Annotated in this window: 9 protein-coding genes; 6 read left to right on the top strand and 3 right to left on the bottom strand. The window is 66.8% G+C overall.

What is annotated here, in order from left to right; genetic code table 11:
• Window positions 1-83: 83 nt before the first annotated feature.
• Window positions 84-908, bottom strand: coding sequence for a polyphosphate kinase 2 family protein (locus ACSVC7_RS28940; protein ID WP_448206859.1), 825 nt, complete (start codon window positions 906-908; stop codon window positions 84-86).
• A 172-nt stretch (window positions 909-1,080) separates the two neighbouring features.
• Here ACSVC7_RS28940 and ACSVC7_RS28935 point away from each other — a divergent pair, with 172 nt between their 5' ends.
• Both ACSVC7_RS28935 and ACSVC7_RS28930 read left to right on the top strand, forming a co-directional pair.
• Window positions 1,081-4,443 carry a maltotransferase domain-containing protein gene (locus tag ACSVC7_RS28935; protein ID WP_448206860.1) on the top strand — a complete coding sequence of 1,121 codons (3,363 nt, stop codon included), beginning with the start codon at window positions 1,081-1,083 and terminating at the stop codon, window positions 4,441-4,443.
• 287 nt (window positions 4,444-4,730) lie between these two features.
• Entirely contained in the window at window positions 4,731-5,333 is a 603-nt protein-coding gene (locus ACSVC7_RS28930; RefSeq protein WP_448206861.1) for a Uma2 family endonuclease, read from the top strand.
• Window positions 5,334-5,384: 51 nt separating this feature from the next.
• On the opposite strand, the gene ACSVC7_RS28925 is transcribed toward ACSVC7_RS28930, so the two are convergent.
• Window positions 5,385-5,573, bottom strand: coding sequence for a hypothetical protein (locus ACSVC7_RS28925; protein WP_448206862.1), 189 nt, complete (start codon window positions 5,571-5,573; stop codon window positions 5,385-5,387).
• A gap of 64 nt (window positions 5,574-5,637) precedes the next feature.
• Window positions 5,638-6,564 carry a glycosyl transferase gene (locus ACSVC7_RS28920; protein ID WP_448206863.1) on the bottom strand — a complete coding sequence of 309 codons (927 nt, stop codon included), beginning with the start codon at window positions 6,562-6,564 and terminating at the stop codon, window positions 5,638-5,640.
• Window positions 6,565-6,744: 180 nt separating this feature from the next.
• On the opposite strand from ACSVC7_RS28920, the gene ACSVC7_RS28915 reads away from it, so the two are divergent.
• The 4 genes from ACSVC7_RS28915 (at window position 6,745) to glgB (ending at window position 13,890) form a co-directional block, all read left to right on the top strand.
• Complete coding sequence (locus ACSVC7_RS28915) at window positions 6,745-7,038, top strand: hypothetical protein (RefSeq protein ID WP_448206864.1); 294 nt, start codon at window positions 6,745-6,747, stop codon at window positions 7,036-7,038.
• A 218-nt stretch (window positions 7,039-7,256) separates the two neighbouring features.
• Window positions 7,257-7,745, top strand: coding sequence for a bacteriohemerythrin (locus ACSVC7_RS28910; RefSeq protein WP_448206865.1), 489 nt, complete (start codon window positions 7,257-7,259; stop codon window positions 7,743-7,745).
• Window positions 7,746-8,213: 468 nt separating this feature from the next.
• A complete protein-coding gene (gene treS, locus ACSVC7_RS28905; RefSeq protein ID WP_448206866.1) occupies window positions 8,214-11,549 on the top strand; it encodes a maltose alpha-D-glucosyltransferase in 3,336 nt (1,111 codons plus the stop codon).
• 79 nt (window positions 11,550-11,628) lie between these two features.
• Window positions 11,629-13,890: a 1,4-alpha-glucan branching protein GlgB gene (gene glgB, locus ACSVC7_RS28900; RefSeq protein ID WP_448206867.1), complete on the top strand. Its 2,262-nt coding sequence runs from the start codon at window positions 11,629-11,631 to the stop codon at window positions 13,888-13,890.
• The last annotated feature ends 123 nt before the right edge of the window (window positions 13,891-14,013 follow it).

The following is a 14,013-nucleotide window of genomic DNA, read 5'->3' as shown; positions in this document are numbered from 1 at the left end:
GCTCAACCCAACCTACGGAAAAGCACTACGGAAAGGTGCGATTGTAGGTTGGGTTGAGCGCAGCGAAACCCAACAATTACCGCCTACTGCTTCCCCTCGCCGAAGCTGAGATGCACGCCCAGCACCTCGGCGGCGATCTTGGCGACGGACAGGTCGATGGGGGGCGGGGCGACGTTCACCCCCTTGCGCAGGGCCTCCGTGACGATCTCCAGCACCCGCAGGCGGGCGAACCACTTGGAGTTGGCCGGGACGGCGTGCCAGGGTGCTGCGTCGGTGGAGGTCTTGTCGAACATCGCCTCGATGGCCTTGGCGTAGTCGTCCCAGCGGGCGCGGTTGCGCAGGTCCTCCTCCGTCAGCTTCCAGCGCTTGTAGGGGTTGGTCAGCCGTTCGCGGAAGCGGTCGAGCTGTTCCTCCGGCGTGATGTGCATGAAGAACTTGATGATGCGGGCGCCGTCGTCGGTCAGCATCCGCTCGAACTCGACGATCTCGTCATAGGCGCGCTTCCACTCGTCCTTGTCGGCGAAGCCCTCCACCCGTTCCACCAGCACGCGGCCGTACCAGGAGCGGTCGAAGATGGCAAAGGTGCCGGGGGCGGGCAGGCGGGTCCAGAAGCGGTAGAGATAATGCTTTCCCTGCTCCTCGGGCGAAGGGGCGCTGATGGGCCAGACGTGGAAGCCGCGGGGGTCGAGCGGCTCGGTCAGGCGACGGATGCAGCCGCCCTTGCCGGCGGCGTCCCAGCCTTCGAACACAAGGATGGCACGGCGCTTTTCGTGCCAGTAGGTCTGCTGGATGTGCAGCAGCTCCTTCTGGAGCTTGTCGAGTCGGCGTTCGTACTCCTCCTTGGAGTCGATGGTCGCCGCCTTCATGTCCAGCTTGTCGAGCCGGATTTTGCCGTTCCCGTTGCCCATACGCCTTCCTTCCGCTGCGGGCGGCGGCGGAACCTTCGCGCTTTCCCTGGGTTGAGCGCGTGCGCCCCGCCGGGCTTCCGTCCCCGGTCTGCCTCGATCCCATAGGGGGTCGTCCGGATTGTCAACCGGCAAGCGAGGCGGGTGTGCCGCAGCCCGACCATGAGGAATGCCGATGGCCACCGCTGGACCGCGCATCTACAACCTGTTCCCCACCCTGATCGGCCCGGTTCGCGACTGGGCGGGGCATCTGCCGCGCATCCAGGGGATGGGCTTCGACTGGCTGTTCCTGAACCCGATCCATTACCCCGGCTTTTCCGGCAGCCTGTACGCGGTGAAGGACTATTACCGGCTGCACGACCGCCTGCAGGGCGGTTCGCCGGAGCACCCGGACGAGCTGCTGCGCGCCTTCACCGCCGAGGCGCGGCGGCACGGGCAGTCGGTGATGTTCGACCTCGTCATCAACCACACCGCCAAGGACGCGCTGCTGGTCGGCGAGCATCCGGACTGGTACCGCCGCGACGGCAACGGGGAGCTGTACAGCCCGCGCGCCGTGGACCCGGTGGACCCGTCGCTGGTCACGGTGTGGGGCGACCTCGCCATGCTCGACTACGACAAGGCGGAGGCGCGCGCCGGGCTGATCGAGCACTGGACCCGCTACCTGCGCCATTACATCGGGCTGGGCGTGAAGGGCTTCCGCTGCGACGCCGCCTACCAGATCCCGGCGGAGGTCTGGCGCACGCTGATCGACGCCTCCCGCGCCGTCGATCCGGAGGTGACATTCTTCGCGGAGACGCTGGGCTGCACGGTGGAGCAGGTGCGCGACCTGTGCGGCGCGGGCTTCGACTTCCTGTTCAACAGCGCCAAGTGGTGGGACTTCAAGGCCGACTGGCTGCTGGACCAGTATGAGGAGTTCCGCTGGATCGCGCCCTCCATCGCCTTCCCGGAAAGCCACGACACCGACCGCCTTGCGGCGGAGGTCGGCAGCCAGGACACGGAGCGGCTGGCCGCCCACCTGAAGATGCATTACCTGTTCGCGGCCGCCTTCTCCACCGGCGTGATGATGCCGGTCGGCTACGAGTACGGCTTCACCCGCAAGCTGGACGTGGTGCAGACCAAGCCGGAGGACTGGGAGCCGCCGAAGCTGGACCTGACCGGCTTCGTCGGGCGGGTCAACGCCATGAAGGCGGACTCGCCGGCCCTGAATGTGGAGGGGCCGCAGCGCCGCGTCACCTCCCCCCACAACCCGGTGGTCGGGCTGGTCCGCAGCACCGACGGCTGGGCGAACGGGTCCGGGGCCAATGGAACCGAGGGCGGATGCTCGGTCGTCCTCATCAACCCCGACGAGGGGCAGGCGCACCCCATCGACCCCGGCCCGGTGCTGGCCGCGACCGGCGGCGGCTACGCCGACTTCGAGGACGTGACGCCGGACGCGGGGCCGGTTCCCTTCGAGCCCGGCCGCGAACTCCGCCTGCGCCCGCTGGAGATGCGCGTCTTCCGCGCCCGCCCGGCGCAGAAGCGGCCCATCGAGCTGAGCCACCTGGGCGAGCAGGGGCCGAAGCACGACACGGAGTCCCGCGCCCGCATGGACGAGCTGGCGGCGCGGCGCGTCACCATCGAGAACGTCTATCCGGAGATCGACTCCGGCCGCTTCGCGGTCAAGCGGGTGGTCGGCGACGTGATGGACGTGTGGGCGGACATCTACACCGACGGCACCTTCGTCCTGTCCGCGCGCGTCATCTACCGCCCGGTGGACGAGGAGGCGTGGCGCGAGGTGCCCATGACCCTGTTCGAGAACGACCGCTGGGTCGGCAAGGTGCCGCTGACCCGCAACACCCGCTACCAGTACAGCATCCTGGCGTGGCGCGACGTGTGGGAAAGCTGGCGCGCCGACTTCACGAAGAAGCACGACGCCGGGCTGGACGTCAGCCTGGAGTTGATCGAGGGCCGGCGCTTCATCGAGCATTCCGTGGGCTTGAGCGAAGGAGAGGGCCGCGCCGCGCTGGAGCGGGTGGTGGAGCGGATGAACGCTCTCCAGGGCCAGGACCTCGTCACCTACGCCCTGTCGGACGAGCCCCGGCAGGCCATGGCGCGCTATGGGGAGCGGCAGTACCTGTCCCGCTACGGCTGCGACCTGGAGGTCTATGTGGACCGCACGGCCGCGCGCTATTCGGCGTGGTTCGAGATCTTCCCGCGCTCCGCCTCGCCCGACCCGTCGCGGCCGGGCACCTTCGACGATGTGGCGAACATGCTGCCCTTCATCCGGGACATGGGCTTCGACGTGCTGTACTTCCCGCCGATCCACCCCATCGGGCGCAGCTTCCGCAAGGGGCGCAACAACACGCTGAACCCCGCCCCGGACGATCCCGGCGTGCCCTACGCCATCGGGGCGGATGAGGGTGGCCACACCGAGATCGACCCGATGATCGGCGACCATGAGGGCTTCCGGCGGCTGGTGAAGGAGGCCAAGCGGCACGGCATCGAGATCGCGCTGGACTTCGCCGTCCAGTGCTCCCCCGACCATCCCTGGGTCAAGCAGCACCATTATTGGTTCTATTGGCGCCCGGACGGCACGATCCGCTACGCTGAGAACCCGCCCAAGAAGTACCAGGACATCGTCAACGTCAGCTTCTACCGCGAATCCTACCCGGACCTGTGGTACGCGCTGCGCGACGTGGTTCTGTTCTGGTGCGACGAGGGGGTGCGCATCTTCCGCGTCGACAACCCGCACACCAAGCCCTTCCCCTTCTGGGAATGGATGATCCGCGAGGTGCAGGACCGCTACCCCGACGCGCTGTTCCTGGCCGAAGCCTTCACCCGGCCGAAGCTGATGAAGCGGCTGGCGAAGCTGGGCTTCACGCAGTCCTACAGCTACTTCACCTGGCGCAACACCAAGCCGGAACTGACCGAGTACCTGACGGAACTGACCCAGGGCGAGTCCAAGGACTACATGCAGCCCAACTTCTTCGCCAACACGCCGGACATCCTGCCGCCGATTCTGGTCCATGGCGGGCGGCCCGCGCACATGATGCGCGCCGTGCTGGCCGCCACCCTGTCGGGGGTCTACGGCCTCTACACGCCCTATTTCGTGTGCGAGGCGGACCCGTATCCTGGCAAGGAGGAGTACAACCACTCCGAAAAATATGAGATCCGGCACTGGGACTGGAACAAGCCCGGAAACATCGTCGGCTACGTCAAAAAGCTGAACGAAATCCGGCGCGAGAACCCGGCGCTGCACAAGTTCACCAACCTGCGCTTCTACAACGCCTTCGACGACAACATCCTGCTGTACGGCAAGATGACGGAAGCGAAGGACAACATCGTCCTGATCGCCGTGAACCTCGACCCGCACAACGGCCACGGCGGCACCATCGAGGTCCCGCTGTGGGAGCTTGGCCTTCCCGACGGAGCCCACGTCCAGGTGGAGGACCTGTTCAGCGGCCACCGCTTCACCTGGATCGGCAAATTCCAGCACGTCTGGCTCGACCCGCACCAGAACCCCGCGGCGATCTGGCGGATCAAGCCGCCGGGGGTGTAGGCCCGGTCTGCCGGCATCGAATTGGGCGCCGTTGTGCAGATTGTGCAGGCCGCGCGTCATGCACAACGGCGTGGAGGGGCGGAATATCCTTTTGTAGCAATGACTTGGATGTGGCTGCGTCCGTGCTTGCGTTGTGCATCGATGCACAACGGAGCGCGGGCGTGCAACGTCCTTCATTGACAGGAAAAGTAACCTATCTCGCGATATGGCGCAAGATTTGGAATGGTGTGCCGGCGTCGCCAAATGTACCATTCGATGGTACCAAGCTCGCATATGGAGGCGGGGGTATGAGCGAACCGGCACGCAAGACTCCGCGAATGACCGTCGCGGAGTTCGTTGAATGGGACGACGGCTCGGGCATTGATTACGAGCTTTATCTGGGCGAGCCCGTGCCGCGGCACATTCGCTACATCAACGGGCGCCCCGTGGCGCAGGCTGCTGCGTCGGCCGAGCACGCCGCCATCGTCGCGAATGTCGGGGGCGAATTGCGGAACCGGCTGCGGCCCCCATGCCGGGCGTTCAGCGACGCGGGCGTGGCGCGTCCGGACGACGACCGCTCCTACTTCAAGCCCGACGTGCTGGTATCCTGCACCCAAGGTCGGATCCCCGGCTGGATCGTCCCGAACCCGGTCTTTATCGTCGAGGTGCTGTCGCGCGGTACCGCCAGCTTCGACGAAGGGGCGAAGCTGTCCGCATATTGCGCGTTGCCCAGCGTACAGGCCATTCTGTTCGTCGAGACGGGAAAGCCTCAAGCTCGCCTTGTCCGCCGCAACGGCGACCATTGGGAACTGGACTTCCTGAACGGCTTGGAAGCGTCCGTTCGCGTCGACTCGCTCGACCTGGAACTGCCCATGGCCGAGATCTATCGGGGTGTGGTGTTCGAGGAATAGCTTGCAGGAATCCGGTGGAGTTGGCCGCCGTCAAGGAGATGGTCCGTAACATCAAAGGCTCTGGCCGGACCGCCTCTCATGCACAGGCATCGGGCGTTCGTCCGGCGTGTTCCAGGACGCCACCCATGCCTTGATCCGGTCGAAGGGGATCAACTGACCGGCGTCGGCCTGCTCGATGCCTTCTTCGATGGCATCGAGATCCTCGTCCGTTGGGCGAGGTTTCGGATAGCCGACCGTCATCGTTTCGCTCCCGAATTTTGAGCCATCACCAAAGATACGGCTTCGGCGATGGTCCGGGAAGGCATTACCCCTTCACGGCCTCCCTTTCCTCCACCCAGGCCGGGTAGCGCAGGCTCAGGGTGTGTTCGCGGTCGTTCATGTCCAGCACGGGGCGGCGCACCGACGGATCCGCGCGCATGGTGTCCTCGCCGGCCATGTGGACGATGCCCAGGCGGCGGTTCGGCAGGTAGTATTCGACCAGCTCCCGCTTGTCCGGGTCGAAGCGCCAGGGGCCGATGTAGTTGCACCATTCCGGCAGAAGCTCGATGGGCAGCCCATCCAGGTAGATGGCGCCGGCCATGGCGAGCTGGTCGGAGGTGAACAGCCGGCCTTTCTTCAGCACCCGGACCTGCCAGCGCTGGAAGGCCGCCCAGTGCGGGGCGTCGGCCTTCAGGGCGTAGGCGCCGGCGTTCAGCGTCGGGCGGGTGGCGAGCGCGCGGCATTCCGCCCCCGACAGGCCGGCGCGGCGGGCGTTCTTGTAGAGGATGGAGCGCACCCGCGCGAAGCGCCCGAACAGCCAGCTCAGCCGCAGTTCCGTCTCCGCGAAGCGGCCGAACTGGGCGACGATGGCGAAGCGTCCGGTGGCCGCCCCCCGGCGCAGGAGGTCGATGGCGTCCCAGTCCTGCACCCAGGCGTCGGCGTCGACCCAGATCACCGTGTCGTAGCCGGGGAAGTAGGTCGGCAGGTGCAGCTTCGCGAGGTTCGCCTTCAGGTGGATGCGGCCGCGCAGGCGGCGCGCCGGGATCTCCACCGGCCAGGGCGGGGTGACGACCTTCACGCCGTCGGCCCGCAGCGCGGCCTTCTGCTCCTCGGTCAGGCCGGAGTCCACGACGCCGATGGGGCAGTCCTCCGCCGGCTTCAGCGCGCGCAGGGAGGCGACCAGCTCCTGAATGAGCGGACAGTAACGGGAATCGCCGCCGGTCACGACGATGAAGGAGCCTAGCGAAGTCATGGGATTTTTGGGGGATTTTCGCGCGGTGGGTGTCCGGTCGGACGAGGTATCGCCGCACGGTGATGCTGGTATGCGAACAAGTCAAGGCGGGAACGTCCGCGCTTCGAAACATCTGGTATTTGTTACAAAGCATCTATAAATAACGCCACTTTTCGTTTCGGGCGTTCCATCAGGTGCATATTGCAGTATCGGCTCGACGACGAAGCGTCGCTGTGCTCGATCGAAATCCTCGCCGAAGCGGTCGAGCGCATCATCGTGAAAGGCGTGCTGGAACTGCGAATGTTCCGCAACGCCCTGCGCGCCGCGGTCGCCACTCCGACTCCGGAGGCGGTGAAGAACGCCTACGCCATGTTCGCGCGGGTCGACCGTGACTACCGCCGCCTGATCGCGCACGAGGCGCTGACGATCGCCGCCCAGCAGAAAGGCCGCTACAAGCCGAAACCCCGCGTGGTCCGCCGGGCGCGGGTTGGCTGATACCATGTTCGAAAATTTCTGACTTTTCGAACATGGTATCGGCCGCGTCGGCGGCCGCGGCCCGCGAGGGCCGAAGCCTGCGTCGCGTGTGAACGCAGCGGTCCGAATGTTTCGGACCGCGTATGGCAACGTACACGTTGCAATTTGTCGAAAATTCGATCGGTGACTGTCGCGATTTGCGGCAAGTTGTCCAGGCCCCGTCGTAGGCGGACGGTGCTATGATCGTGGCGGCGCGCGCGCTCGCCTCGCCAGTCCTCCCGCCAGACAGTCAGGGTCGCATGAAGTCCCCGGTGCAGTTTCCTTGGAAGAAGGAATACACGGTCGGCAACGAGTTCATCGACGCCCAGCATCGCACGCTGCTGGAACTGGCGGAGCTCCTGCACATCGCGGTCAATGCCGGGCAGGGCTACAAGGTCATTCAGAACGCCTTTGCCGCGCTGCAGAAATACACACAGGAGCATTTCGCGGACGAGGAGCGTTTCTGGGCGGGCTCCAAGAGCACGACCGTGAACGCGCATCGCCGTGTTCATCGGGAAATCGCCGAGGAACTGGCCGCGCTCCGCCATGAGGAGGAGTTCGGCGTCGTCTTCTGCACGCCCAACGAACTGTCCAACTGGGTCGTGCACCGCCTGATCGCGCATTTCATCGAAGAGGACCAGGGCGCCTACCTCGGCCTGCCCAAACCCGCCGGGCGGGCCAAGGGGTAAAGCGGATTGCGATCCGCTTTGGACCGCGACGGCGGTCCCGGCCGCCCATGCGGCCGAAGCCCGGCCTATCGCGGGAACTCTGTTCCCGCTGGCGGCAGGCGGATGCCACAGGCATCCGCTGAGAGCCGGCAAGTGAGGCCATTTGAATCTAAAGCGAACGGACGTTCGCTTTAGGAGAGTCCCCGGAAACGGGAAGGGCGGAGGACCGCGGCACCGCGCGGCCCTCCGCCCCCCGTTGCAAGCCCGGCCGAATCGTCTGGCCGACGCGGTCATCCTAAACCGTTCCGTCTTTGTTCGCAATCCCCGTTTGTGGTGCCGCCATCGGGTGCCGCTATCGGGGGTTGGACAACGCACTTTGGCTTCGCTGCGGAACGGTCCCCCGGATTGCGTGGTTTATGTCGTTGCGCGTGGGGCCTCGACCGCCCCCGGCGGTTCCCCCGACAGACATCTCGGAGTGGCGGCGGCGGCATGAAAAGCTTGGACAACGGCCGGATCGACCGGAATGACACGTTCTGGTACAAGGACGCGGTCATCTACCAGCTTCATGTGAAGGCGTATTTCGACGCCGACAACGACGGCATGGGCGACTTCGCCGGCCTGACGCAGAAGCTCGACTACATCCAGGAACTGGGCGTCACCACGCTGTGGCTGCTGCCCTTCTATCCGTCGCCGCTGCGCGACGACGGGTACGACATCGCCGACTACAAGGCGGTCAACCCGTCCTACGGCAACCTGCAGGACTTCCGGCGTTTCCTGCGCGAATGCCACGAGCGCGGCCTGCGGGTCATCACCGAGCTGGTCATCAACCACACCTCCGACCAGCATCCGTGGTTCCAGCGCGCCCGGCAGGCCAAGCCCGGCTCGAACCACCGCAACTTCTACGTCTGGTCCGAAACCGACCAGAAATACCAGGGCACGCGCATCATCTTCTGCGACACGGAAAAGTCCAACTGGACCTGGGATTCCGAGGCGCAGGCCTATTTCTGGCACCGCTTCTACGCGCACCAGCCCGACCTGAACTTCGACAACCCGAAGGTCTTGCAGGAGGTGCTGAACGTCATGCGCTTCTGGCTGGACATGGGGGTGGACGGGCTGCGGCTCGACGCCGTGCCCTACCTGAAGGAGCGCGAGGGCACCAACAACGAGAACCTGCCCGAAACCCACGAGGTGCTGAAGCAGATCCGCGCCGAGATCGACAAGGGCTACAGCGACCGCATGCTGCTGGCCGAGGCCAACCAGTGGCCGGAGGACGTGCTGCCCTATTTCGGCGACCTGGAGAAGGGCGGGGACGAGTGCCACATGGCCTTTCACTTTCCGCTGATGCCGCGCATCTACATGGCCGTCGCCATGGAGGACCGGCACCCCATCGCCGACATCATGCGCCAGACCCCGGACATCCCGGACCCCTGCCAGTGGGCCATCTTCCTGCGCAACCACGACGAGCTGACGCTGGAGATGGTGACCGACCGGGAGCGGGACTATCTCTGGGACTTCTACGCCGCCGACCGGCGCATGCGCATCAACCTGGGCATCCGCCGGCGGCTGGCCCCCCTGTTGCAGAACGACCGCCGCAAGATCGAGCTGCTGAACAGCCTGCTGATGTCCATGCCCGGCACGCCCGTCGTCTATTACGGCGACGAGATCGGCATGGGCGACAACATCTATCTGGGCGACCGCGACGGCGTGCGCACCCCCATGCAGTGGTCGCCCGACCGCAACGGCGGCTTCTCCCGCGCCGATCCGGCGCGGCTGTACCTGCCGGCGATCCAGGACCCGATCTACGGCTTCCAGGCGGTGAATGTGGAGGCGCAGCAGCGCAACCCGTCCTCGCTGCTGAACTGGATGAAGCGGCTGATCGCGGTGCGCCAGCAGCACAAGGCCTTCGGGCGCGGCGCCTTCCGGCTGCTCTACCCCGGCAACCGCAAGATCCTCGCCTACCTGCGCTGCCATACGACGGAGGAGGGGGAGGAGATCATCCTGTGCGTGGCGAACCTGTCGCGCTCCGCCCAGGCGGTTGAACTGGACCTCAAGCAGTTCCGCACCCGCGTGCCGGTGGAGATGCTGGGCCGCACCGTCTTTCCGCCCATCGGCGATCTGCCCTATCTGCTGACGATTCCGGCCTACGGATTCTACTGGTTCGCGCTGGCCGCGGAGGCCGAACTGCCCACCTGGCACGAGACGGTGCCGGAGCCGGTGCCCGACCTGCTGACCGTGGTGGTGCGCGAAGGCTGGCACAGCCTGACCAGCGGCCACGCGCGGGAGGAACTGTCGCGCGACATCCTGCAGGCCTACCTGCCGCAGCAGCGCTGGTTCGCCGCCAAGGACCGCCGGATCGAGAGCGCCCACGTCCCCATGTTCGCCCGCCTTGAGGGCCCGGGCGACGGCTTCATGCTGACCTGGACGGACGTGCGGCTGGGCGACCGTGGGCAGCAGTCCTACTTCCTGCCGCTGGCGATGAGCTGGGAGGAGAACGCCGGCAGCGCCGGCTGGCCGTTGCTGCCCTACACGCTGGCCAAGGTGCGGCGCGGGCCGCGCACCGGCGCGATGTTCGATGCCGTGCAGTCGGACGCCTTCACGCTCGCCCTGCTGGGGAACCTGCGCGAGGGGCGGGAGCTGCCGGCCTCCACCGGCGTGCTGCGCTTCACCCCGACCGCCCGCATGGCCGAACTGACCCTGCCTGAGGATGTGGAGGTCCGTCGGCTGGGCGTGGAGCAGAGCAACAGCTCCGTGCTTGTGGGCGCGCAGGCGGTGCTGAAGGTCTTCCGCCGCCTGACCCCAGGCGCCCATCCGGAGCTGGAGATGGGCCGCTTCCTGACGGAGGTCGCCGGTTATGCCAACACGCCGCCGCTGCTCGGCTCGGTGGAGCATGTGGCGGAGGACGGCACGCCGACGGCGCTGGTCGTCGTGCAGGCCTTCATCCGCAACCAGGGCGACGGCTGGACCAGCACGGTCGATTCGCTGGTGCGCGACCTGGACGACATCCGCATGGGCCTGCCCCAGACCAGGGAGGAGGGGGCGGACGGCGAGTCCTTCGAAATCCACATCGCCATGATGGCGACGCTGGGCCGGCGCACGGCGGAGCTGCACGGCGCGCTGGCCCGGCAGACCGGCGACCCGGCCTTCGATCCGGAGCCGGTGACCGCCGCCGACCTGAAGGCCTGGGCCGACGCCGCCCGGCGGCAGGCTGAGGTCGCCTTCGCTTGTCTGCCCGGCGCGCTCGACCGGATGGCGCCGCCCGTGCGGCAGCAGGCCGAAGGGCTGCTGGCCCGGCGCAACGAGGTGATGGACCGGCTGGCGGAGCTGGCCGACGTGCCGCCGCAGGGGCTGAAGACGCGCATCCACGGCGACTATCACCTGGGGCAGGTGCTGCGCGCGCAGAACGACTGGTACCTGATCGACTTCGAAGGGGAGCCCGCCAAGACGCTGGAGGAACGCCGCGCCAAGCTGAGCCCGCTGCGCGACGTGGCGGGCATGCTGCGCTCCTTCAACTACGCGGCCTGGGCGGCGCTGCTGCGCATTGACGAGCCGGGCGCGCTGGAGGGCACCGGCGCGGCATTGGAAGCCGCGCAGGACTGGGAACGGCGCAGCACCCAGGCCTTCCTGGACGCTTACCGCGACGCGTTGGGCGACGCGCTGGGAGACGGGCCGGGCCTGCCGTCGGACGAGGCGGTCGAGCGGCGCCTGCTGTCCCTGTTCCTGATGGAAAAGGCGCTCTACGAGATCGCCTACGAAGCCGCCCACCGCCCGAACTGGATCGGCATCCCGGTCAAAGGCGTGCTGGGCCTGCTGGATGGGACGGCATAAGTCATAGCGCCCATGGTGTGACAATCGCGGGGGCGGTATGTTCACACCCGAAGACGAAAGGCAGGAAAAAGGTCGAGCGATGCCGAACGACATCCGCACGGGGAGCCGGGCCGAGGAAAAGGACGCGTCGGAACAGAGGGCGTCGTCGCTGCGCGGCGGCATCGACGCGATCGTCCGCGCCGACCACGGCGACCCCTTCGCGATCCTGGGCATGCACCAGGACGGGGCGGACGGGCCGGTGGAGGTCCGCGTCTTCATCCCCGGCGCCCAGCGCATCTGGGTCATCGACAGCGCCAGCGGCGACCCGGTGGCCGAGGCGGAGATGGTCCAGGACGACGGCTTCTTCATCGCCGCCATGCCGGACCGGCGCCAGCGCTTCCGCTACCGGCTGCGCGTGCAGTACCCGCTGGCGACGTTGGAGTTCGAGGACGCCTACCGCTTCGGCGCGGTGCTGGGCGAGCTGGACATCCATCTGCTGGCCGAGGGCACGCACCTCAAGAGCTACGAGCGGCTGGGCGCCCACCCGCGCGAGGTGGACGGCGTGCAGGGCGTGGCCTTCGCCGTCTGGGCGCCCAACGCGCGGCGGGTCAGCGTGGTCGGCGACTTCTGCGACTGGGACGGCCGCCGCCTGCCGATGCGCAAGCGCGTCGAGGCCGGCGTGTGGGAGATCTTCGTGCCCCACGCCCAGGTCGGCGAGCGCTACAAGTTCGAGATCAAGGGCGCCGGCGGCGACCTGCTGCCGCTGAAGTCCGACCCCTACGCCTTCCAGGCGGAGATGCGGCCGCAGACCGCCTCCGTCGTGCATGGCCTGCCGAAATACGGCTGGAAGGACCGTGAGTGGCAGCACACGCGCGCCCACTGCGCCGAGCTGACGGCGCCCATCTCGATCTACGAGGTCCATCTGGGATCCTGGGCGCGGGTGCCGGAGGAGGGTGACCGCTTCCTGACCTACCGGGAACTGGCCGACCGGCTGGTTCCCTACGTCAAGGAACTGGGCTTCACCCACATCGAGATGCTGCCGATCACGGAGCATCCCTTTGACGGTTCCTGGGGCTACCAGCCGATCGGGCTCTACGCCCCGACCAGCCGCCATGGCACGCCGGAGGACTTCAAGTATTTCGTGGACGCCTGCCACGCGGCGGGCATCGGCCTGCTGCTGGACTGGGTGCCGGGGCATTTCCCGACCGACCCGCACGGGCTGGGCTGGTTCGACGGCACGCATCTCTACGAGCATTCCGACCCGCGCCAGGGCTATCACCAGGACTGGAACACGCTGATCTATAATTTCGGCCGGACGGAGGTGCAGAACTTCCTGCTGGGCAACGCGCTGTTCTGGCTGGACCAGTACCGGCTGGACGGGCTGCGCGTCGATGCCGTGGCCTCCATGCTCTACCTGGACTACAGCCGCAAGGCCGGGGAATGGATCCCCAACCAGTTCGGCGGGCGGGAGAACCTGGAGTCCATCGCCTTCCTGAAGCGCATGAACGAGCTGACCTACGGCCACCACCAGGGCATCATGACGGTGGCGGAGGAATCCACGGCCTGGCCGGCGGTGTCGCGGCCCGTGTATCTCGGCGGGCTGGGCTTCGGCTACAAGTGGAACATGGGCTGGATGCACGACACGCTGGAGTATATGGCGAAGGATCCCATCCATCGCCGTTATCATCACCACCAGCTGACCTTTGGTCTGATCTACCAGTTCTCCGAAAACTTCGTCCTGCCGCTGAGCCACGACGAGGTGGTGCACGGCAAGGGCTCGCTCATCAACAAGATGCCGGGCGACGACTGGCAGAAGTTCGCCAACCTGCGCGCCTATTACGGCTTCATGTTCGCCCACCCCGGCAAGAAGCTGCTGTTCATGGGCGGCGAGTTCGGCCAGTGGCGCGAGTGGAGCGAGGCCCGCAGCCTGGACTGGCACCTGCTGGAGGAGCCGCTGCACAAGGGCCTGCACGACCTCGTGCGCGACCTGAACCGCATGTACCGGGATTTGAAGCCGCTGCACCAGACCGACTGCGACCCCGCCGGTTTCGAATGGATCGAGGCCAACGACAGCGACAACTCCGTCCTCGCCTTCCTGCGCAAGGAAAAGGACGATCCGGAGCACCACGTCGTCGTGGTCTGCAACTTCACCCCGATCCCGCGGCACGGCTATCGGGTGGGCGTCTCGCTGCCGGGGCGGTATGAGGAGGTGGTGAACACCGACGCGGCGGAATACGGCGGCAGCGGCGTGGGCAACCCCGGCGGCGTCGCGACGGAGGACATCGCGTGGCACGGCCGCCCGCACTCGCTGAACGTGACGCTCCCCCCGCTGGGGACGGTGGTGCTGGAGCGGCGGGGGTAGGAGAAGCTCGGACGGTGCGGATGATGTTGGGTTTCGCGCCGCTCAACCCAACCTACGGGGCTGTCCATCCTCGTGCGTTCGTAGGTTGGGTTAAGCAAAGCGAAACCCAACGTCACGCCTGTT

It is taken from the genome of Azospirillum mesophilum (assembly GCF_053470405.2).
Note: the sequence above shows the minus strand (reverse complement) of the source record. Positions and strands in the feature narration are given on the sequence as shown.